Genomic DNA, 20,630 nt, shown 5'->3' on the forward strand with positions numbered 1-20,630 from the left:
CCCGCAAGCCCGCGCCGCCCGCCCGCGACGCCGCCCGAGGCGCCGCGATGAGCCGCCCGCTCGACCCCGTCGTCCCGGGCCCGCTGCGGGCGCTGCTCGACGCCGACCCCGGCGACCCCGCGGTCGACGGCTTCACGCTGCTGCTGCTGACGCTGCGCGCGGACGGCTGGCCGCATCAGGCGATGCTGTCGGTCGGCGAGGTCGCGGCCGTCGCCGGCAACCGCCTCAGGCTCGCCGTCTGGCCGGGCTCGACCTCGACCGCGAACCTGCGCGCCCATGGCCGCGCGACGCTGACGGCCGTCGTCGGCGGCGTCGCCTACGCGCTCTTCCTGGCCGCCGAGCCGACCGCGGACGCCGGCACGCTCGCCTGCTTCGACGCGCGCGTCGAGCAGGCGACCGCTGACGAGGCGCCGTACGCCCGCCTCGACGGCGGCGTCCGCTTCACGCTGACCGATCGCGACGCGACGATCGCGCGCTGGCGCGAGACGCGGGAGGCACTGCAGCGGTGAGACGGATCGTGATCGGCATCAGCGGCGCCAGCGGGCCGCACTACGGCGTCCGCATGGTCGAGGTGCTGCGCGAGCAGACCGACACAGAGGTCCACGTGATCCTCTCCAAGGGCGCGCGCGCGACGATCGAGTACGAGATGGAGCGCGACCCGGACGAGCTGCTCGCGAAGGCGCACGTCGTCCACGACGAGCGCAATCTCGCCGCCTCGATCGCCTCCGGCACCTTCGTCACCGACGGCATGGTCGTCGCGCCCTGCTCGATCAAGACGCTGAGCGCGATCGCGACCAGCTTCAACGACAACCTGATCGTGCGCGCGGCCGACGTCTGCCTGAAGGAGCGGCGGCCGCTGGTGCTGCTCGTGCGCGAGACGCCGCTCCACCTCGGCCATCTGCGGCTGATGGAGCAGGCGACGGCGGCCGGCGCGGTCGTGCTGCCACCGGTCACGGCCTTCTACCACCGCCCCAGAACGATCGAGCAGCTGATCGACCACACGGTCGTCAAGACGCTCGACCAGTTCGGCATCCACCTCGATCTGATCGAGCGCTGGAGCGGGCCGCCCGCGGGCGGCTGACGCGCCCCGCAGGCGCACCCGCGCCTGCCCCGCCTGCTCCGCGTGGACAGAACGAACTGTCCGACTTTCGCCGCAGGGAGCGGTGAGCGGTTGACAGGGCGTAGTAGCCTGCATATCGTAATCTGTATACAGTCGGCACATGGAGAGAGACGACGGTGGTGAGGAGCGAGCGATGAAGGAGGCCACGGTGCAGCACGACCACGGCGCCATCGCGACGAGGTCGGCGACAGTGGTCGCGACCGGCGTCGGGAAGGTCTTCGGCAGTGGCGCGAACAAGGTCCAGGCGCTCGATGACGTCTCGTTCGAGGTGCCGCAGGGCAGCTTCGTCTCGATCCTCGGCCCCTCCGGCTGCGGCAAGTCGACGTTGCTGCGGCTGATCGCGGGCCTGCAGCCGATCTCCAGCGGTGAGATCCAGGTCAACGACCACACGCCGGACGAGATGCGCAAGGCGCGCGAGTTCGGCATCGTCTTCCAGCAGCCGATCCTGTTCGACTGGCGCACGGTCGAGCAGAACGTCGCGCTGCCGCTGCAGCTGATCGGCACGCCGAAGGAGGAGCGCAAGCGCCGCGTCAGCGAGAACATCGAGCTGGTCGGCCTCAGCGACTTCCGCAAGCACCGCCCCTGGCAGCTGTCGGGCGGCATGCAGCAGCGCGTCGCGATCGCCCGCGCGCTCGCCTTCGGCCCGCGCTTCCTGATGATGGACGAGCCGTTCGGCGCGCTCGACATGATGACGCGCGAGCGGATGCAGACCGAGCTGCTGCGGATCTGGGCCAGCCGCCCGGGGACGACGATCGTCTTCATCACGCACTCGATCTCCGAGGCCGTGCTGCTGTCGGACCGGATCGTCGTGATGAGCGCGCGGCCCGGCCGCGTGATGAGAGTGATCGACGTCGACATCGAGCGCCCGCGCACCGACGAGGCGCGCAAGGACGAGCGCTTCCTCGAGATCGAGGCGGAGATCCGCGATCTGATCTTCTCGCAGGAGCACGCGTGACCGAGCCGGGCTACAACCGCACGCGCGAGGCGCTGATCACCGCCGCGATCGTCGTCGGTGTGCTCGCGCTCTGGTACCTCGCCGCCGGCATCCTCGCAGCCGGCGACGACCCGCTCGCGAACTCGAAGCTGCCCTACCCGCACGTGATCGTCGAGCGCTTCTTCGACGACTTCTCGGAGGTCACCTCGGCCGCCTGGACGAGCCTCTCGACCGCGCTGATCGGCTTCGCGATCGGCACCGCCGTCGGGATCGTCCTGAGCGTGATCATGGTGCAGGCGGCGTGGATCGAGTCGGCCGTGATGCCGTACCTGCTCGCCGCCCAGATGGTGCCGATGATCGCGCTCGTGCCGATCTCGCAGACGGTCTTCAAGAACGACACCGCCACGCGCCTCTTCATCGCCGCGTTCATCACCTTCTTCTCGGTGACCGTCGCGGTCGTGCGCGGCCTCAAGGCGGCGCCGCCGCCGGCGCGCGAGCTGATGCGCTCCTACAACGCCGGCCGCCTGCGCACGCTGCGCTACCTCGACCTGCCGGCCGCGATGCCGATGCTGTTCAGCGGCCTGCGCGTCGCGGCGCCGCTGTCGCTGGTCGGCTCGGTGCTCGTCGACCTGATGGGCGGCTCGCAGGGGCTCGGCTATCTGATGCTGGCCGCGCAGACGTTCGGCCCGGCGCAGGCGACGCTCGTGTGGGTCGCGATGTTCGTGCTGCTGGCGCTCGGCTTCCTGCTCGCGCAGGCGGTCGTGATGGCCGAGAAGGTGCTCGCCCCGTGGCAGCCCGCGATGCGGCAGGGAGGCGGTCACTGATGCCGGTCTCGGTCAAGCAGCTGCGGGCGGTGCTGGCGCCGCTGGTCGTCTTCGTCGTCTTCATCTGGCTGTGGCAGACGAAGGTCTTCCACAATCTCTTCGGGCTGGAGACGTTCGCGGTCCCGCTGCCGGACAGAATCTGGAGATCGTTCGGCGACGACTCGAGCAGACTGCGCGAGGCGTTCGGCGAGACCTTCCTGCCGGCGACGATCGGCTACGTCGGCGGCAACCTGCTCGGCTTCGCGCTCGCGCTCTGCCTGATGGCGCTGCCGCCGGCGCTCGGCCGGCGCGGCTCCGCGCTCGGCGCGGCCGTCGCGGCGCTCCCGATCATGGCGGTCGCCCCGATCGTCGCGCTCTGGATCGAGAGCGAGCTGTGGTTCAAGTCGGTGACGGTGATGATCATCGTCTTCCCCTCGATGCTCGTCTACGCCTACCGGGGCATGACGAGCGTCGATCCGACGGCGCTGGAGCTGATGTACAGCTACCGGTCGTCGCAATGGCAGGTCCTCCGTGAGCTGCGGCTGCCGCATTCGGTGCCGCAGATCTTCACGGCGCTGAAGTACACGACGGTCCTGACGCTCGTGGCCGCCGTCATCTGCGAGATCCTGCGGGCCCACAACGGCCTCGGCTTCGAGATCCACGACGCGCTCGTCTCGTTCGGGACGGCGCGGGCATGGGCGGCGGTCGTGCTGCTGGGCCTGACCGGAATCGTCATGTACGTACTGCTGCTCCTCGTGGAGCGGTTCGGCTTCCCCTGGGCGCTGCGGCAGGACACGCCGTGAGCGCCCACCCCCGAAACCAGGAGGTATAGGCGTGCGAAGCATGCGCTGGCTGGTCGCCCCGGCGGCGATCCTCGCCCTGGCCGCAGCAGGTTGCGGCAGCAGCGACGACAGCAGTGACGACGGCGCGGACACGGCGGCGGCGACGACGGCCGACGGCGGTACCGCGACGACGGCCGACGCCTCGGCGCCCGTCTGCAGAGGCGACGACATCCGCTTCCAGCTGTCGTTCTTCCCGAACGCGCAGCACACCGGCTACCTCGTCGCGGACTCGCGCGGCTTCTACAGAGACGCCGGCGTCAACGTCAAGACGATCCCCGGCGGCCCGACCGTCAACCCGTCGCTGCAGCTCGCGCAGGGCAACGTCGACATGGCGATGATGGACTTCTCGGAGGCCGTCAACGCGAAGGTCAACGGCGCCGAGATCGTCTGGGTCGCGCAGACCTACCAGTCGGATCCGCTGCGCTACGTCTCGATCAACAGAGACTTCCCGCTGTCCGGTCCCGAGGCGCTCAGAGGCGCGGTCGTCGGCACGCAGCAGGTCGGCGAGCTGGAGCCCGAGCTGCGCGGCATGCTCGAGCAGGCCGGCCTGTCGCTCGACGACATCAAGATCAGATCGATCGACCCGTCGATCGAGACGCTGCTGAACAGACGCATCAACGTGCTCCCGCTGCAGACGTTCTTCCACATCTCGCAGCTGGAGGAGGCCGGCTACAGAATCCCCGGCGACATCGACGTGCTCGACCCGAACGAGCTGGGCGTCGGCGTGGCGGCCAACGGCGTCGGCGTCAACAAGGCCTTCTACGAGGGCCACAGAGACGCGGTCGCCTGCTTCCTGACCGGCGCGCTGAGAGGCTGGCAGACGGCGATCGACGACCCCAGATCGGTCCAGAGAGACGTCGAGGGCGCGCAGGAGGCCGGGCTCGCCTCGCCGAGAGCGACCGCCGAGAACATCGAGCAGACGATCGACCTCGTGACGAGAAAGACCGACGGCAGCGCCGCCGATCCGCTCGAGCTCGACATGACCTACCTGGAGGAGTCGCAGAGACGCCTCGCCGACGCGAGAGTGATCGAGGGCGAGGTCGACCTCAACGAGCTGATCGACCCCGAGCCGCTCGCGCGCGCGAAGGCCGCGGCGAGAGGCTAGGCACGATGGGATCGCGCACCGTCGCCGTCACCGTCGAGCGCGACGCCGAGTGCGTCGCGCGCGACGGGACGGTGCTGCGATCGGACGTCTACCGCCCCGCGGAGGCGGGGCGGCATCCGGTCCTGCTCGGTCGCACGCCCTACGGCAAGGAGACGTGGGGCCGCTGGATCGAGCCGGAGCGGACGGCCGCGGAGGGCTGGGTCGTCGTGATCAACGACATGCGCGGCGGCTTCGCCTCCGATGGTGAGTTCAACCCCTTCTTCAGCGACGTCGAGGACGGCTACGACGTCGTCGAGTGGTGCGGCGCGCAGGCGTGGAGCAGCGGCAGGGTCGGCATGTTCGGCTCCTCCGCGCCCGGCTTCATGCAGCTGCTGGCGGCGTCGGCGAGACCGCCGTCGCTGACCGCGATCGCGCCGATGCAGACGTGGACGAGCTTCGGCCGCGGCTGCGTCTACGACCCGGGCGGCGCCTTCATGCTGTTCACGGCGCAGTGGGCGCTGATGCTGGAGGGTGCCGATCCGGAGCGGCGGCTGGACGCCGCCGCGCCGGGCTGGGCGGAGCGGCTCGAAGCGGTGCGGCGGGCGCAGTGGGCGCCGGGCGCATGGCTCGGGGCTCCTTCGCTGCGGGATCACCCGCACCTCGCGCCGCCGTGGGCCGGCTTCTACCACACGTGGCTCGACCATCCCGACCACGACGACTTCTGGGCGCCGCTCGACCTGGAGACGCGCTTCGACGCGATCGACCTGCCCGCGCTGCACCTCGTCGGCCTGTTCGACAAGTTCCGCCTCGGCTCGACGCGCAACTACCGCGCGCTCGCCGACCGCGGCGTCGCGCCGCAGCGGCTCGTGCTCGGGCCGTGGACGCACGGGATCCCCGTCAGAGCGGAGGCGAGCCAGCGCTTCTTCGGCCCCGTGTCGGAGGTCGACGTGCGCGCGCTCGTGCTGCGCTGGTACGCGCACTGGCTGAGAGGCTCCGGGGACGGCCTCGTCGAGGAGCCGCCGGTGCGGATCTGGGTCCAGGGCACCGACGCGTGGCGCTCCGCGGAGGACTGGCCGCTGCCGTCGACGCGCGTGACGCCGCTGCACCTGCGGGCCGGCGGCGCGCTGTCGTGGGAGGGACCGGGGGAGGGGGAGGCCTCCGCCGCGTTCGTCCACGACCCGGCCGCGCCTGCGCCGACGACGCCCGACCCGCGCCAGACGCGCTCGGAGGGTCCGCTCGACCTCGCCCCGCTGGCGGCGCGCGAGGACCTGCTGGCGTACGCGAGCGAGCCGCTGGACGACGACCTCGAGGTGATCGGCGAGCTGACGTGCGAGCTGTGGGCGGCGGCGAGCGCGCCGGACGCCGACTGGGTCGTGACGATCACCGACGTCGGCCCCGACGGGACCGCGATGCGCGTCACCGAGGGGATGCTGCGGGCGCGCTACCGCGACGGCCACGACAGACCGGCGCCGCTGGAGCCGGACGCGGTCGTGCCGTATTCGATCCGCCTGCGCCCGACCGCGATCCGCTTCGCCGCCGGCCATCGCATCGGCGTGACCGTCGCGGGCGCGAGCTTCCCGCAGTACGACCGCGGCCCGGCCGCCGCCCAGACCGTCCTGCATGACGCCGCGCACCCGTCGCGGCTGCTGCTGCCGCTCGTGTGATCCGGAGCCGGCCGGCGTGAGCCGCAACCGCCGCGTCGTCGCGAGCCTCGTGCTCGCGGCGCTCGCGTACTCGACGATGCAGATGATGGTCGTGCCCGCGCTGCCGGCGATCCAGCGCGACCTCGGCGCCGACGCCGGCGCGACCGCCTGGCTCGTCTCGGCCTTCCTGCTCAGCACGACGATCGGCACGCCGGTGCTGGGGCGGCTCGGCGACGTCTACGGCAAGGAGCGTGTGCTGGTGCTCGTGCTCGTCGTCTTCGCCTGCGGCGGCGTCGTCGGCGCGCTCGCCGACTCGCTCGCGACGGTGATCGCAGCGCGCGTGCTGCAGGGCCTCGGCGGCGCCGTCTTCCCGCTCGCCTACGGCGTCGCGCGCGACACGCTGCCGGCGGGGCGCGTCGCGCTGGCGGTCGGGCTGATCTCCGGCTCCTTCGGCGTCGGCGGCAGCCTCGGGCTGGTGCTGTGCGGGCCGCTGGTGGAGCTGCTGTCGTGGCACGCGATCTTCCTGACGGGGACGGTCCTGCCGCTGATCGCGATCGTCGGGATCCGGCGGTCGGTGGCGGCGTCCGCGCGGCGCTCGCGCGTCTCGCTCGACTGGGTCGGCGCGGTCGGGCTGGCGGCGGCGCTGCTGCCGCTGCTGGTCGGCGTCGCGCAGGCGCGCGCCTGGGGCGTGCTGTCGGCCGGCGTGCTGGGGCTGGTGGCCGGCGGGCTCGCGCTGCTGTGCGCGTGGGCGCGCTGGGAGCTGACGCGGACGGCGCCGCTGATCGATCTGCGGCTGATGGCGCGGCGCTCGATCTGGCCCGTCAACGCGGTCGCGGTGCTGGTCGGCTTCTGCATGTACGCGACCGGCTACCTCGTGCCGCAGTTCGTCCAGCGCGACCCGGCGGTCGACGGCTTCGGCTTCGGCGCGGGCGTGACCGAGACCGGGCTGTTCCTGCTGCCGGAGCTGGGCGCGGGCCTGCTGTCGGGCGCGGCGGCGGGCGCGCTCGGCTCGCGGACCGGATCGAAGCTGCCGCTGCGGCTGGGGATCGCGACGATGGCCGGCGGCTACGCCGTGCTCGCGGTCGCCCACACGGTCGCCTGGCCGGTCTACCTCGGCACGCTGCTGGCCCACGGCATCGGCCTGAACCTGGCGTACACGGCGATGTCGAACCTGATCGTCGCCGCGGCGCCGGCCGAGCAGGTGGGGGAGTCGTCCGGGATGAACACGATGCTGCGCACCGTCGGCGGCGCGCTCGGCGCCCAGCTGGCCGGCGCGCTCGTCTCCGGCAGCGCCGACGAGCGCGCCTTCACGACGGGGTTCCTGCTGCTGGGCGGCGTCGCCCTGACCGCGCTGATCCTCTCTCGCACGGTGCTCGCCGAACGAGCTCCGTGAAGTTGCTGCGGTTTATCGACAGTAACTTCACGGGCCTCCGTCCAGGCGGCTGTCTCGATAGGTGTCTACTGTATACGGATGTCTTCAACTCACGTCCTCAGCGTCGACCCGGCGACCGGCGCCGAGCTGGCGCGCCATCCGCTCCACGACGACGCCGCGCTCGATGCCGCGCTCGGGCGCGCGCACGCCGCCCAGCGCACGTGGCGGACCGCCTCGTTCGAGCGGCGCGCTGAGGTCCTGCGCGCGATCGCCGTCGCGCTGCGCGCCGAGCAGGAGCGGGCCGCGCTGCTGATCACCGCCGAGATGGGCAAGACGCTGCGCGAGGCGCGCGCCGAGATCGAGAAGAGCGCGTGGGTCTGCGAGTACTACGCCGACCACGGCGCCGCCCAGCTCGCGCCGGAGACGGTCGCGACCGACCTCAGCGAGACGTACGTGCAGTTCCCGCCGCTCGGCGTCGTGCTCGCCGTGATGCCGTGGAACTACCCGGTCTGGCAGGTGATGCGGGCGGCCGCACCGGCGCTGATGGCCGGCAACACGATCGTCCTCAAGCACGCCTCCAACGTCACCGGCTCGGCGCTGCTGCTGGCCGAGATCCTCGGCGGCGTCGAGCCGTCGCTGCTGGAGACGATCGTCGTCCCTGGCCGCGCCGTCGCCTCCGTGATCGCCGACGACCGCATCGCCGCGGTCACGCTGACCGGCTCCGAGGGTGCCGGCGTCGCCGTCGCGCACGCCTGCGCCGAGGCGCTGAAGCCGTCGGTGCTGGAGCTGGGCGGCAGCGACCCGTTCATCGTGCTGGCCGACGCCGACGTCGAGGCCGCCGCCGCGACGGCCGTCAAGGCGCGCTTCTCCAACAGCGGCCAGAGCTGCGTCGCCGGCAAGCGCTTCATCGTCGTCGACGCGGTCGCGGAGGCATTCGAGGAGGCGTTCGCGGCGGCTGCCGGCGCGCTCGTGATGGGCGACCCGCGCGAGGCGGTCGACCTCGGCCCGATGGCGCGCGTCGACCTGCGCGACGAGCTGGCCGACCAGGTCGCCCGCGGCGTCGCCGCCGGCGGCCGCGTGCTCGTCGGCGGCAGCGTCCCGGACGGGCCGGGCGCCTTCTACCCGGCGACCGTCGTCGGCGCCGTCGCGCCCGACAGCCCGCTCGCGCGCGAGGAGACCTTCGGCCCGGCGGCGGCCGTCCTGCGCGTCGCCGACGCGGATGCCGCGATCGCGCTGGCCAACGCCTCCCCGTACGGACTCAGCTCCTCGCTCTGGACCCGCGACCTCGACCACGCCAAGCGCCTCGCGCCGCTGATCGAGGCCGGCGCCGTCTTCGTCAACGCGATGACGATCTCCGACCCGCGGATGCCGTTCGGCGGCGTCAAGCGCTCCGGCTGGGGCCGCGAGCTGGGCGCCTACGGCATCCGCGAGTTCGTCAACGTCCAGGCGATCTCGATCGCCTGAGCGCAGGACCCGCGGTCGATCGCTGTCGTTTATCGACAGCAATCGACCGCGGCTCGCCGGGTCAGAGCCGGAACTGGCCGACGAGACGCTGCAGCTCGTCGGCCGTCCGCGCCAGCTCCTGGGCGGAGGCGGCGATCTCCTGGGTGGAGGCGCTGGTCTGCTGGGTGGAGGCGGAGACCTGCTCGGTCGAGGCGGAGGACTGCTCGGCGACGGCGATCACGTCGGCCATGCTCGACTGCATCCGCGTCGCGCGGGTCGAGATGTCGCCCACGGCGCCGGCGATCTCGCCGACGCGGTCGGTCATCGCCTCGACCGCCGCGGCGATCTCCAGGAACGACTCGCGCGCCTGCTCGACTGTCTCGGCGCCGGTCTCGGTCTGCCGCGCGCCGGTCTCGACCGCCTCGACCGCCTTGCCGGTCTCGCGCTGGATCTCGTCGATCAGCTCAGAGATCGAGCGGGCGGCTGTCTGCGACTCCTCGGCGAGCTTGCGGACCTCCTCCGCCACGACCGCGAAGCCGCGGCCCTGCTCGCCGGCGCGGGCGGCCTCGATCGCGGCGTTCAAGGCGAGCAGGTTGGTCTGCTCGGCGATGCCGGTGATCGTGGCGACGATCCCGCCGATCTGCTCGGACTTGTCGCCGAGCGTGCGGATCGTGTTGGTCACGTCGGCGGAGGCGGCGCGCACGGACGACATCGCCGTCGTCGCGTCGGCGACCGTCTCGGCGCCGCGCTCGGCGACCGCGCGCGCCTGCTCGGCGACGCTCGCCGCGGCGTTGGCGCTGTCGGTCGAGCTGCCGGTCGCGGCGACGACGTCGTCGGTCAGGCGGCGGGCCTCGCCGACGGTGCGGACCTGCCGCTCGGCGCCGGTCGCGACCTCGCCGACGGCGGCGGCGATCTCGCCGACGGCGCGGCCGGTCTCCTCCGAGGTCGTCGCCATCTGCTGCGCGGCGCTCGCGACCGCCTGCGACTCCTGCGTGATCTGGCCGAGCATCGCGGCGACTCTCGCGCGCATCTCGTCGTAGCCGCCGACGGAGGCGTCGAGGCGCGCGAGCATCGCGTTGAAGATCTCGCCGAGGCGGCCGAGCCGGCGGCCCTCAGCGGCTTCGATCGGGCGCGTCGTCGTCGCCGCGGCGACGGTCAGGTCGCCGGCCGCGACGGCCGCCAGCGCCTGCTCCAGCGCCGCCAGGTCGTGCTCGGAGAGCGAGTCCATCCGCGCGACGAGAGCCTCCAGCGACGAGTCGTCGCCGAGCGCCTCGCGCAGCTGCGCGCCCATCTCGGCGAAGGCGTGGCGGAGCGCGTCCCGGTCGGACTTCGGCTCGACCGCGACGGCGAGGTCGCCGGCCGCGATCGCGCGCGCCGCGTCGGCGGTCTCCTCGAGGTAGCCGACCATCTGCTGGAAGGCGGCGGCGGTCTGGCCGATCTCGTCGCGCGATCTGATCGCGACACGCTGGGCGACGTCGCCGAGCGCGATCCCGCGAGCCGCGTCGCGCAGTTGGCGGACGCCGCCGGCGATCCCGCGCGAGAGCCACAGCGCGAGGCCGATCGCGATCAGCGCGACCGCGCCTATGAGGATCAGCACGATCGTGCGCGTCTCGCCGACCGAGTCGCTGGAGCGCGCGACCTCGGCGTTGGCGAGCGTCTGCTGATGTCTGAGGACCGGCTCGGTCGCCTCCGCGACGGCCGCGGCGGCGGCCTGCGCGGCGGGGCCGACGAGCGTCGCGTCGGCTGCGGCGCGGTCGCCCGCGGCGAGCTGCGCGGCGACCGCTCTGGTCGCGCCGAGGTAGGCCTGGAAGGCCTCGCCGAGTCTGGCGGCGTTGGCCTTGTCGGCCTCGTCGCTGCCCTCGGTCGCGCCCGTGTGGAGGATGCCGCCGATCATCCCGGCGCTCTCCTCGATTCTTCTGAGCAGTCTCGCGCGCGCGGGCCCGGCGGGCGTCGCGAGCAGCGCCAGCTGGTCCTCGCGGAAGTCCTTCAGCAGGCCGTCGAGGCCGTAGACGATCACGAGCGTCTCGAGCCGCTCGCCCCCGATCTCCTTCGTCACCGCGTCGACCTCGCCGAGCCGGGTGATGGAGACGGCTCCCACCACGCCCATCAGCGCCACGAGCGCGAGAAAGGCGCCGAGCAGCTTGCTCCGAACGTTGAACGTCACCTGAATAGTCCCCTTTCGCAAACCGGTTCTCGGTCCCGCTATCGGCAGCGATCGGTGGAGCTTCAGTGCGCCAGGACATTCTGTAGACAGTTGTCCGACTCGCGCGCTTGATTCGAACGGGACAACTGAATACAGTAGGCCGCCCGTCGCTTTGGGTCGTTTTTGAGGGAGGATTCACATGCAGGGTCGGTCGCTTCGCAGCCGCGGTACGTGGCGTGTTCTGGCGTTGGTCGCAGCGCTGCTGGCCGCGGTGACGTTCGCCGCCTGCGGCTCGTCGGATTCCGACGAGTCCTCGGGCAGCGGCGGCGCCGCCACGAGCGCCGCAGGCGATGGCGGCGGCGAGCTGACGAGCGTCAAGATCGGCGTCGTCCCGGCCGCGACCTTCGCGCCGATCTTCGTCGGCGTCGAGCAGGGCTTCTTCAGACAGCACGGGATCGACCTCCAGCTCGACGTCGGCGGCCTCGCGCCGACCGTCTTCCCGCGCATCCTCAAGGGCGAGCTGCAGCTCGGCGCCAACACCTGGGGCACGCTCGTGACCGCCAAGGCGCAGAACCTGCCGCTGACCGGCATCGCCCCGGTCGACTCCGGCGGCACGACCGCCGAGGACGACTACCAGGGGATCGTCGCCGCGCCCGGCGGCGTCAGAGACCTCAGCGAGCTGGAGGGCAAGACGGTCGCCGTCCCGACGCTGAAGTCGTTCACCGACTCGCAGGTGAAGGCGGTCCTGAGAGAGAACGGCGTCGACGTCTCGAAGGTCAGATTCACCGCCCTGCCGTTCCCCGACATGCCGGCCGCGCTGAAGGCCGGCCGCGTCGACGCCGCCGGCGTCGTCGAGCCGTTCATGGGCCAGATCGTCGGTGATGGCGGCACGCTGCTGGCGCCGCTCTCGCGCGGCCAGCTGATGGGCGCGATCGTCGCCTCCGAGAAGTGGGTCGAGGACAACAGAGAGACGGTCGCGAACTTCGACGCCGCCTGGCAGGAGACGCTCGACTACGCCGACAGAAACCCCGACGCGGTCCGCAGAGCGCTCGTCACCGGCCTGAGACTGCCGGAGGCCGTCGCGCAGAGAATCACGCTGCCGATCTGGGTCCACGAGATCGACGAGGCGAAGGTCCAGGAGATCTCGGACATGATGCTCGAGACCGGCGCGATCACCGAGCCGGTCCCGGCCAGCTCGCTCATCACCCCGTTCCCGCTGGCGCCGTGACGGCTGCGGCGCGCGTCCAGTCGCTCCCGCGCACGCGCGCGGGGTCGGCCCTGCTCGGCGGCGTCGGCGTGCTGCTGGCGCTCGCCTGCTGGCAGCTCGCGCCGGCGATCGGGCTCGTGCCCGGCGACGACATCCCGCCGGCCGCCGACGTGCTCTCGAAGCTGGCCGAGCTGGTCGGCACGAGCGGCTTCTGGAGCGCGACCGGGGCGACGCTGGCTGGCGCGGGGATCGGCCTCGCGATCGCCGTCGTCGCCGGCGTCGCGCTCGGGATCCTGATGGGCTCAAACACGCTCGCGTGGCACGCGCTGCGCCCGACGGTCGAGTTCCTGCGGCCGGTGCCGGGCGTCGCGCTGATCCCGGTCGCGATCCTCGTCTTCGGGCCGTCGCTGAAGGGCGACGTGCTGCTGGTCAGCTTCGGCTGCCTCTGGCCGATGCTCGTGCAGACGCTCTACGGCGTCAGAGCGGTCGACGAGGTCGCGCTCGCGACCGCGCGCTCCTACGGCCTCGGCCGCTGGGAGCGGGTCCGCTTCGTGCAGCTGCCGAGCGCGCTGCCGTACATCGCGACCGGCCTGCGGATCTCCTCCGCGATCGCGCTGATCGTCGCGGTCACGGCCGAGCTGGTCGCCGGCAACGACGGCCTCGGCGACTCGATCGCGCTGGCGCAGTCGGCCGGCCAGACCGAGGAGATGTACGCGCTGATCGTCACCGCCGGCATCCTCGGCGTGCTCGTCCACATCGTCTTCGCGGCGTTCGAGCGGCGGCTGCTGCACTGGCACCAGTCGCAGCGTGCGGGGGTGGAGGGATGAGCCGCGTCCGCTGGCTCGGCGTCGAGGTCGGCGCGACCGCGCTGATCGTCGCGCTGCTGTGGCTGTGGGCCGACGGCAACGAGAGCTACGCGGTCGCGCCGCTCTCCGACGTGCTGTCGTCGTTCCGCGAGACGTGGCTGTTCGCGCACGTCGGCAGCGACGTCGTGCCGAGCCTCGTGCGGATGGGGCTCGGCTACGCGATCGCGATCGTCGCCGGGGTCGCGATCGGCTTCGCGCTCGGCCTCTCGCCGGTGCTGGCCGCGGTCGCCGCGCCGGTCGTCAGCTTCCTGCGCGCGATCCCGGCCGCGGCGCTGCTGCCGCCGGCGATCATCCTGTTCGGGATCGGCGGCGGCACGAAGGTCGCCGTGATCGCCTTCGTCTGCCTCTGGCCGATCGTCCTCAACACCTCCGACGGCGTGCGCGAGCTGGACTCGACGATGCTCGCGACCGCGCGCGTCTACGGGATCAGAGGGCTGGAGCGGCTGCGGATGGTGATGCTGCCGGCGGTCGCGCCGCGGATCTTCGCCGGCATGCGCACCAGCCTCGCGATCGCGATCCTGCTGCTGGTCACCAGCGAGATGGTCGCCAGCACCGACGGCATCGGCTACTTCGTCTTCCAGGCGCAGCAGCAGTTCGCCGTCGACGACATGTGGGCCGGCGTGCTGCTGCTCGGCCTGCTCGGCTTCGGACTCAACATGGCGTTCGGCGCCGTCGAGCGACGCGTGCTGCGCTGGCACGTGCGCGACGGCGCCGACTGAAAGGAACGGTTTCGTGCTGGAAGTTGTCGGATTGTCGAAGAGCTACCGCTCGGGCGCGAAGGTCACGCACGCGATCGAGCGGCTCGACTTCGCCGTCGAGGAGCACGAGTTCGTCGGGATCGTCGGGCCGTCGGGGGCGGGCAAGACGACGCTGCTGAAGTGCATCGCCGGCCTGCTGGAGCCGACCTCCGGGCAGACGCTGCTGCGCGGCGCCGTCGTGACGGCGCCGCCGCCGGAGCTGGCGGTCGTCTTCCAGGACTACAGCCGCTCGCTGTTCCCGTGGCTGACGGTGCGGCGCAACGTCGAGCTGCCGCTGCGGCACAAGGGCGTCGCGGACAAGGGCGCCGCCGCCTCCGAGGCGCTGGCGGCCGTCGGCCTGGCCGGCTTCGAGAGCCACTACCCGTGGCAGCTGTCGGGCGGGATGCAGCAGCGTGTCGCGATCGCGCGGGCGCTCGCCTACCAGCCGAAGGTGCTGCTGATGGACGAGCCGTTCGCTTCCGTCGACGCGCAGACGCGCGCCGAGCTGGAGGACCTCGTGCTGCGCGTGCGCGAGCAGTTCGGCGTGACGATCGTGCTGGTGACGCACGACATCGACGAGGCGGTCTACATGTCAGACCGCGTCGTCGTGCTGAGCAGGCCGCCGTCGACGGTCCGCGAGATCCTGCCGGTCGAGCTGCCGCTGCCGCGCGACCAGATCGAGACGAAGGCGCTGCCCGCGTTCGCGTCGCTGCGCGCGCGGGTGTACGAGGAGATCATGCAGGGGCAGGCGAAGGCGCCGGCCGCGTGAGTGCCGGCGGCGTCAGCGGCGGCCCCGGCGCGGCGGGCGCGGGGGTCGACCTCGGCGCCTACCGCGCGGCCGTGCGCGCCGGCAGGTGGGAGGGGCCGACGCGGGCCGTCGCGCGCGGGCGCGTGCAGTGCAACCTGATCGTGCTGCCGTTCGAATGGGCGGAGGCGTTCGGCGCCTGGTGCGCCGCCAATCCGGCGGTCGCGCCGGTGCTGGCGCGCTCAGAGCCGGGCGATCCGCGCCTGCCCGCGCTCGGCGCGATCGACCTGCGCAGCGACCTGCCGCGCTACCGCGTCTTCCGCGACGGCGTCGCGGTCGAGGAGGTCGGCTCGCTCGACGGGCTGTGGCGCGACGACCTCGTCGCGTTCGCCTTCGGCTGCTCCTTCTCGCTGGAGGAGGTGCTGCGGCGCGGCGGCGTCGACCTTGCCTACGAACGGCGCGGCTTCGGCGGCGCGATCTACCGCACCACGCGCGAGACGGTGCCGGCGGGGCCGTTCGCAGCGCCGCTGGTCGTCTCGATGCGGCCGCTCGCGCCCGCGGCCGCCGCGCTGGCGGTCGAGCTGAGCGAGCGGTACCCGCAGCTGCACGGGGCGCCGGTCCACGTCGGCGATCCGGCGGCGCTGGGCGTCGTGCTCGACGAGCCGCTCGACGCGATCGGCGCGGTCGACGTGGCGGAGGGCGAGCTGCCGGTCTTCTGGGCCTGCGGCGTCACCCCGCAGCTGTCGCTGGAGGGCGCGCGACCGCCGCTGGCGATCACGCACCTGTCCGCCCACATGCTCGTCACCGACCTGACGCTCGACGCGCTCGACGCGCTCGACGCGGCGGCGTAGCCGCGCGCACGCGTCGGGCCGTCGCCGCGTTCGGCCGCCCCTCACCACGCGGGCGGGAAGAGGCCGCGCGGGTCGTACTCGCGCCGCACGTCGAGCAGCCGCTCCCATGCGGCGGCCGTGAAGCAGCGCCGCGCCCGCTCCGGGTGGCGGACGACGTCGGTCTCGTTGACGTAGGAGCCGGCGCTGAACGGCTCCAGCGCCGCCTGCGTGACGTCGTTCCAGCCGACGTTGATCGCGTCGTCGTCCTGGTCGCCCCACTTCGCGCCCCACGACAGGAAGCCGCGCGCCGCGATCGAGACCGCCATGTCTGGCAGGGATCTCGAAGGCGCTGGGCGGTAGTCGACCATCGCGATCGTGCGCGGACTCGGCGCCAGCTCGACCCGCCGCGCGAGCGCGACCGTCGCGCCGACCGGGTCGTCGGTCCAGATCGTGTCGTTGACGGTGCGACCGGGCTCACCGGTGATGCCGCCGGCGTAGAGGCGCGCGAAGCTGACCGGCGCGGGGCCGGCGGCGTCGAGCGCGCCGGGCGGGGCGCTGTCGGCGAGCGTCGCGAGCGCGGCGCGCGCGTCCGCGATCTCGCGCTCGAAGGCGATCGCGACCGCCTTGCAGACGTGGCCGCCGGTCGCCGTCGCCTCCAGCGAGACGAACCGCTCGACGTTCGCGCCGTCAGGGCCGTCGGCGTGAGCCTGCAGCCACTGCGCGACCGCCCGCGCCGCCTCGAACGGGTAGGTCCAGCGGCTGCTGTGCATGCCGGCGGGGAGCGGGAAGGTCCGCAGCCGGAAGCCGACCGCGACGGCCGGGAAGCCGGGTCCGGCGCCGCGCGCGGCCCAGAACAGGTCGGGATGCTGCTCGGCGCTGACGGTCAGCAGCTCGCCGGCGGCGGTGACGACGTCGACCGCCTCGACGTTCGCGGCCGAGAACTCGCCCCAGGCGACGCCGTTGAAGCCCATCCCGCCGCCGAGCAGGAAGCCGCCGATGCCGACGCCGCCGCTGTGGCCCTGCGGAAAAGCGCGGCCGTGGCCGGCGAGGAAGGCGGCGACCTCGGCCGAGCGGATCCCGGGGCCGACCTGCGCGGTGATCCCGTCGTCGAGCATCCGCGCACAGGCGAGCGCGGAGACGTCGAGCATGATCCCGCCGTCGCGCAGGAAGGCGGCGGCGTGGCTGTGTCCGGTGCCCTTGACGGTGACGGGCATCCGCCGCTCGGCGGCGTGCCGCACGACCGCGACCACGTCCTCGACGCTCGCCGCTCTGACGATCAGCTCGGGCCGGCGCGGCGGGACGTTCAGCACCCACGTGCACTCGCGGCGGACCTGCTCGTAGTCGGCGTCGCGGCGGGCGGTGACGGTGCCGGTGAGGGCGGGCAGCAAAGCCTCGATCATGAGGCAACAGAATACAGTAGCCTCTTCTCATGCCAGTGGTCTCGCTGGACGAATGGATGCCGCGCCTGTCGCGCCCGTCGCCGTCGCCGGCACGAGGCGGGCGATGACGGCGGAGCGGGTCGTCGCGCTCGTGCTCGCGGCGGGCGCCGGGCGGCGCTTCGGCGGCGCGAAGCAGCTCGCGCAGATCGACGGCCGGCCGCTGCTCGAACGCCCGCTGCGCGCGCTCGCCGGCGTCGCGGGCATCGCCGAGACGCTCGTGACGCTCGGCGCCCGCGCCGACGAGGTGCGCGCCCAGGCCGACCTCCACGGCGCCCGCCCCGTGCTCGTGCGCGGCTGGGACGAGGGCATCGCGGCTTCGCTGCGCGCGGGCCTCACGGCGGCAGCGGATGCCGACGCGCTGCTCGTCGTGCTCGGCGATCAGGCGTGGCTGCGGGCGGAGCATGTCGAGCACCTGCTCGCCTGCGCACGCGCCGCGCCGCCGTTCCCCGCTGTTCGCGCCGTCCATGACGGCGTTCCCGGCCACCCGGTCCTGCTCCGCCGCCCGCTGTTCCCGGCGCTGGCCGAGCTGCGCGGAGATCGCGGCGCCGGCGCGCTGCTGCGCGGGATCGGCGTCGTCGAGGTCGAGCTGGGCGCGGCGGCGGTTGCGGACGTCGACCGGCCCGCAGACGTCGCCGCTCGCGGAGGGCCCGCCCCTCGTCCGGCGCCGACCCCGCACGCGGCGCCGACCCCTCGCGCTGCGCCCGCCCCTCGTCCGGCGCCGACCCCGCACGCGGCGCCGACCCCTCGCGCTGCGCCCGCCCCTCGTCCGGCGCCGACCCCGCACGCGGCGCCGACCCCTCGCGCTGCGCCCGCCCCTCGTCCGGCGCCGACCCCGCGCGCGGCGGAGGCCGCGCGATGAGCGTCGTCAGCGACCAGGCGGGCGTCGTCGGCGACTGGCTCGCGCGCGGGCGGCGGGTCGCGCGGGCGGTGCTGGTCGCGGTCGACGACTCGGCTCCGCTGCCGGCTGGCGCGGCGATGTTCGTCACAGCGGAGGGCGAGATCGAGGGCTCGATCAGCGGCGGCTGCGTCGAGTCGGCGGTCGTCCACGAGGCGACCGAGGTGCTCGACGGCGCCCCGCCCGCGGTCCACTCCTACGGCATCTCCGACGCGCTCGCCGGCACCGCCGGCCTCACCTGCGGCGGCACCGTCCACGTCTTCGTCCACGCGCTCGACGAGGACGACGCCGCCGCCGTCGCGGCCGTCGCGAACGCCGTCCGCGCCGGCCGCCCCGCCTCGCTCGCGACCGTCCTCGACGGCCCCCGCGCCGGCGCGACCGCTGCGCTGATCCCGGGCGGCGACGCCCGCGACGACCCCGCCATCGCCGCACCGCCGGCGTTCCGCGAAGAAGCCGCAGCCCTCGCCGCGACGCCGGCCCGTCGCGCTGACGTCGTCGCGCGCGGCGTCCTGCGCGGCGTCCCGCCGCTGCTCGCGCGCGCGGTCGCACGCGATGCCGCCGGGCTGCTCGACCAGGGCGTCACGACGATCCGCTGCTACGGCGCCGACGGCGCGACGCTCGGCGCCGACCTGCGCGTCTTCATCCGCTCCTTCGCCCCGCCGCCGCGGCTGCTGATCTTCGGCGCGATCGACTTCTCGGCCGCGCTCGCGCCGCTTGCCCGCGAGCTCGGCTACGCCGTCACGATCAGCGACCCGCGCAGGCAGTTCGTGACCGCGCCGCGGTTCGCGCGCGCGGCGTCGGTCCACGTCGGCTGGCCCGACGAGGCGTTCGCGGCCGGCCGCGACCGCTTCGGCCCGCGCGACGCGATCCTCGTTTTCTCGCACGACCCGCGCCTCGACGTGCCGGCGCTGCAGCGCGCGCTCGCGACGGAGGCCGGCTACGTCGGCGCGCTCGGCAGCCGCCGCACCACCGTCGAGCGCAACGAGCGCCTCGCCGCGGCCGGCGTCACCCCGGTCCAGCTCGCCCGCCTGCACGCGCCCTGCGGCCTCGACATCGGCGGCCGCACGCCGGAGGAGACGGCGATCTCGATCCTGGCCGAGATCGTCGCCGTCCGCGCCGGCCGCTCCTCCGCGCCGCTGCGCGAGACCGCCGGCTCGATCCAGACGCGGCCGTAACGCCACGTGCACAAGCGGCCGGAAAGCGGTTGGTAGCGTCGCCGCATGCGACAGGGGCAGAGGGGGTGGGCGGCTGCCGCGGCGGCCGCGATCGGGGCGTCGGCGCTGCTCGCGTCCGCGCCGGGAGCGTCGGCGGAACTGACGCCTGAGGGGCCGGCGACGCTGTCGAGCGTCTGGCGCGGCGTGGTCACGCTGGAGGGGATCCCTCCGCGCGTGCTGCAGGCGGTCAGGATCACGGTCGGCGAAGGGAGTCAGGCCGGGCTGGTGCGGCTGCGCGTCAGCGATCGCTCAGAGGACCCGGGGCGCGGCGTGCAGCTCGGCGACTGGTTCACGCTGCCGGCGGAGCCCGGCGTCTACACGTTCCCGGCTCCGCGCGTGGTGACGGACTATCGCTCGCTCGTGCTCGGACTCGACCAGCAGAGCGGCGGCCACGCGATCGTCGACCAGGCCGCATGCCGCCCCGAGCTCGGCTTCCTGGGCGACGTCTGCCAGGTCGTGAGCCTCGACAGCTGGACGCCGTTCCTTGCCGACTGCCTCGCAGCTCTGCCGCCGGAGCGCGGAGAGGGAGAGCCTGCGCCGTCGTCGCGGCGCCCCGGCGAGCGGCTGCGGATCGCGCCCGTCAGCGAGGTCGACGCCGACCGCGACCTCGCCGGCGACAGAACGGAGGACCGCACCGATCTGACGGTCAGCGCCGCCGTCGGCAGAGACAGCATGCTCAGGGCCACCATCACCAACCGCGGCCCGCGCGCGGCCGACCTGCCATGGGTGACCGTCGACCGCCCGCTGCAGAACGGCTGGTGGCCGGCTTGTCTGGTGGCCGGGCCGCGCCAGTTCGGGTTGGCGGAGCCGTGGATCGACGGCGCCAGCAGTTGCCGGCAGGAGCCGCTGACGCCGGGAGCGTCGCGCACGGTCACGCTGCCGGTGATCGACGACAGAGCAATGAAGGTGATGGTCAGCTCCGAAGGTCCCGATCTCGCGCCGGCAGACAACACTGCCGTCGTCGCTCCGCGTGGGTGGGGCCCGGAGCGAGCGACCGGCGGCCCGCGCTCCAAGCCGGTCGTCAAGGCACGGCTGACGGTCCGCTCCCGCGTCGGCGGCGTGCGGCTGCGCCTGCGCGGCGCCAGGAGCGGCACCGCGCGCCTGGCGCTGATCGTCCGCTATCGCGGCAAGCCCCGCCGCACGGCCCGCACCGTCGCCTTGAGAGCCGGCGTCGCGCGCACGTTGACGGTCCGCCCCCTGCGCGTCCGCGGCGTCTTCCCGACCGGCAGAGCGAGGCTGACCGTGACGATCACCGCCCCCGGTTACGCGCCCCGCACGCTCCGCCGCAGCGTCCGCCTGACGCGCTGAAGGAC

19 protein-coding genes are annotated in these 20,630 nt (G+C 73.5%); 17 read left to right on the plus strand and 2 right to left on the minus strand.

The features are described from left to right. Positions 1-47 precede the first annotated feature (47 nt). The 9 genes from Q7L73_RS15165 to Q7L73_RS15205 all read left to right on the plus strand — a co-directional run bounded on the left by Q7L73_RS15165 (position 48) and on the right by Q7L73_RS15205 (position 9,262). Complete coding sequence (locus Q7L73_RS15165) at positions 48-509, plus strand: hypothetical protein (protein ID WP_304690574.1); 462 nt, start codon at positions 48-50, stop codon at positions 507-509. Further along, positions 506-1,081 (plus strand): UbiX family flavin prenyltransferase, encoded by a 576-nt coding sequence (locus Q7L73_RS15170; protein ID WP_304690575.1) that lies wholly within the window; start codon positions 506-508, stop codon positions 1,079-1,081. Before Q7L73_RS15165 ends, Q7L73_RS15170 begins: the two co-directional genes overlap by 4 nt. Before the next feature lie 172 nt (positions 1,082-1,253). Next, complete coding sequence (locus Q7L73_RS15175) at positions 1,254-2,075, plus strand: ABC transporter ATP-binding protein (RefSeq protein ID WP_304690576.1); 822 nt, start codon at positions 1,254-1,256, stop codon at positions 2,073-2,075. Beyond that, the gene (locus tag Q7L73_RS15180) at positions 2,072-2,878 is read left to right on the plus strand and encodes an ABC transporter permease (RefSeq protein WP_304690577.1); all 807 of its coding nucleotides are present in this window, start codon (positions 2,072-2,074) and stop codon (positions 2,876-2,878) included. Before Q7L73_RS15175 ends, Q7L73_RS15180 begins: the two co-directional genes overlap by 4 nt. Further along, positions 2,878-3,660, plus strand: a complete 783-nt coding sequence (locus Q7L73_RS15185; protein ID WP_304690578.1) for an ABC transporter permease — start codon at positions 2,878-2,880, stop codon at positions 3,658-3,660. The genes Q7L73_RS15180 and Q7L73_RS15185 overlap by 1 nt, the downstream gene beginning before the upstream one ends. Before the next feature lie 40 nt (positions 3,661-3,700). After that, positions 3,701-4,804: an ABC transporter substrate-binding protein gene (locus Q7L73_RS15190; RefSeq protein ID WP_304690579.1), complete on the plus strand. Its 1,104-nt coding sequence runs from the start codon at positions 3,701-3,703 to the stop codon at positions 4,802-4,804. Positions 4,805-4,809: 5 nt separating this feature from the next. Next, the gene (locus tag Q7L73_RS15195) at positions 4,810-6,447 is read left to right on the plus strand and encodes a CocE/NonD family hydrolase (RefSeq protein WP_304690580.1); all 1,638 of its coding nucleotides are present in this window, start codon (positions 4,810-4,812) and stop codon (positions 6,445-6,447) included. Between the two features lie 16 nt (positions 6,448-6,463). Next, positions 6,464-7,819, plus strand: a complete 1,356-nt coding sequence (locus Q7L73_RS15200; protein ID WP_304690581.1) for an MFS transporter — start codon at positions 6,464-6,466, stop codon at positions 7,817-7,819. Positions 7,820-7,897: 78 nt separating this feature from the next. Then, positions 7,898-9,262 (plus strand): aldehyde dehydrogenase family protein, encoded by a 1,365-nt coding sequence (locus tag Q7L73_RS15205; RefSeq protein ID WP_304690582.1) that lies wholly within the window; start codon positions 7,898-7,900, stop codon positions 9,260-9,262. A 61-nt stretch (positions 9,263-9,323) separates the two neighbouring features. On the opposite strand, the gene Q7L73_RS15210 is transcribed toward Q7L73_RS15205, so the two are convergent. Then, positions 9,324-11,405, minus strand: a complete 2,082-nt coding sequence (locus tag Q7L73_RS15210; RefSeq protein ID WP_304690583.1) for a methyl-accepting chemotaxis protein — start codon at positions 11,403-11,405, stop codon at positions 9,324-9,326. A gap of 226 nt (positions 11,406-11,631) precedes the next feature. On the opposite strand from Q7L73_RS15210, the gene Q7L73_RS15215 reads away from it, so the two are divergent. From Q7L73_RS15215 to Q7L73_RS15235, 5 genes are read left to right on the plus strand one after another with little or no spacing between them, the layout of a single operon-like run. Continuing rightward, positions 11,632-12,612, plus strand: a complete 981-nt coding sequence (locus Q7L73_RS15215) for an ABC transporter substrate-binding protein (RefSeq protein WP_304690584.1) — start codon at positions 11,632-11,634, stop codon at positions 12,610-12,612. Further along, positions 12,609-13,418, plus strand: coding sequence for an ABC transporter permease (locus tag Q7L73_RS15220; protein WP_304690585.1), 810 nt, complete (start codon positions 12,609-12,611; stop codon positions 13,416-13,418). The genes Q7L73_RS15215 and Q7L73_RS15220 overlap by 4 nt, the downstream gene beginning before the upstream one ends. Then, on the plus strand, positions 13,415-14,176 hold the full coding sequence (locus tag Q7L73_RS15225) for an ABC transporter permease (protein ID WP_304690586.1): 762 nt from the start codon (positions 13,415-13,417) through the stop codon (positions 14,174-14,176). Before Q7L73_RS15220 ends, Q7L73_RS15225 begins: the two co-directional genes overlap by 4 nt. A gap of 13 nt (positions 14,177-14,189) precedes the next feature. Then, entirely contained in the window at positions 14,190-14,963 is a 774-nt protein-coding gene (locus Q7L73_RS15230) for an ABC transporter ATP-binding protein (protein WP_304690587.1), read from the plus strand. After that, complete coding sequence (locus tag Q7L73_RS15235; protein WP_304690588.1) at positions 14,960-15,790, plus strand: D-glutamate cyclase family protein; 831 nt, start codon at positions 14,960-14,962, stop codon at positions 15,788-15,790. Before Q7L73_RS15230 ends, Q7L73_RS15235 begins: the two co-directional genes overlap by 4 nt. A 41-nt stretch (positions 15,791-15,831) precedes the next feature. Here Q7L73_RS15235 and Q7L73_RS15240 read toward each other — a convergent pair whose 3' ends face one another. Continuing rightward, on the minus strand, positions 15,832-17,169 hold the full coding sequence (locus Q7L73_RS15240; RefSeq protein WP_304690589.1) for an FAD-binding oxidoreductase: 1,338 nt from the start codon (positions 17,167-17,169) through the stop codon (positions 15,832-15,834). Positions 17,170-17,221: 52 nt separating this feature from the next. On the opposite strand from Q7L73_RS15240, the gene Q7L73_RS15245 reads away from it, so the two are divergent. The 3 genes from Q7L73_RS15245 to Q7L73_RS15255 are packed head-to-tail and all read left to right on the plus strand — an operon-like array spanning position 17,222 to position 20,625. Next, a complete protein-coding gene (locus Q7L73_RS15245) occupies positions 17,222-18,067 on the plus strand; it encodes a nucleotidyltransferase family protein (protein WP_304690590.1) in 846 nt (281 codons plus the stop codon). Beyond that, positions 18,064-19,278: an XdhC family protein gene (locus Q7L73_RS15250; RefSeq protein ID WP_304690591.1), complete on the plus strand. Its 1,215-nt coding sequence runs from the start codon at positions 18,064-18,066 to the stop codon at positions 19,276-19,278. Before Q7L73_RS15245 ends, Q7L73_RS15250 begins: the two co-directional genes overlap by 4 nt. Positions 19,279-19,323: 45 nt before the next feature. Further along, complete coding sequence (locus Q7L73_RS15255; protein ID WP_304690592.1) at positions 19,324-20,625, plus strand: hypothetical protein; 1,302 nt, start codon at positions 19,324-19,326, stop codon at positions 20,623-20,625. Positions 20,626-20,630: the final 5 nt, after the last annotated feature.

The sequence above is a fragment of the Conexibacter sp. CPCC 205762 genome (assembly GCF_030646155.1).
Lineage (GTDB): Bacteria > Actinomycetota > Thermoleophilia > Solirubrobacterales > Solirubrobacteraceae > Conexibacter.

Excerpts from the sequence above, each read along its gene's own strand:
- Q7L73_RS15165 (WP_304690574.1), top strand. The coding sequence starts at position 48 with ATGAGCCGCCCGCTCGACCCCGTCGTCCCGGGCCCGCTGCGGGCGCTG.
- Q7L73_RS15175 (WP_304690576.1), top strand. The coding sequence starts at position 1,254 with ATGAAGGAGGCCACGGTGCAGCACGACCACGGCGCCATCGCGACGAGG.
- Q7L73_RS15185 (WP_304690578.1), top strand. The coding sequence starts at position 2,878 with ATGCCGGTCTCGGTCAAGCAGCTGCGGGCGGTGCTGGCGCCGCTGGTC.
- Q7L73_RS15190 (WP_304690579.1), top strand. The coding sequence starts at position 3,701 with ATGCGCTGGCTGGTCGCCCCGGCGGCGATCCTCGCCCTGGCCGCAGCA.
- Q7L73_RS15195 (WP_304690580.1), top strand. The coding sequence starts at position 4,810 with ATGGGATCGCGCACCGTCGCCGTCACCGTCGAGCGCGACGCCGAGTGC.
- Q7L73_RS15205 (WP_304690582.1), top strand. The coding sequence starts at position 7,898 with ATGTCTTCAACTCACGTCCTCAGCGTCGACCCGGCGACCGGCGCCGAG.
- Q7L73_RS15225 (WP_304690586.1), top strand. The coding sequence starts at position 13,415 with ATGAGCCGCGTCCGCTGGCTCGGCGTCGAGGTCGGCGCGACCGCGCTG.
- Q7L73_RS15240 (WP_304690589.1), bottom strand. The coding sequence starts at position 17,169 with ATGATCGAGGCTTTGCTGCCCGCCCTCACCGGCACCGTCACCGCCCGC.
- Q7L73_RS15245 (WP_304690590.1), top strand. The coding sequence starts at position 17,222 with ATGGATGCCGCGCCTGTCGCGCCCGTCGCCGTCGCCGGCACGAGGCGG.
- Q7L73_RS15250 (WP_304690591.1), top strand. The coding sequence starts at position 18,064 with ATGAGCGTCGTCAGCGACCAGGCGGGCGTCGTCGGCGACTGGCTCGCG.
- Q7L73_RS15255 (WP_304690592.1), top strand. The coding sequence starts at position 19,324 with ATGCGACAGGGGCAGAGGGGGTGGGCGGCTGCCGCGGCGGCCGCGATC.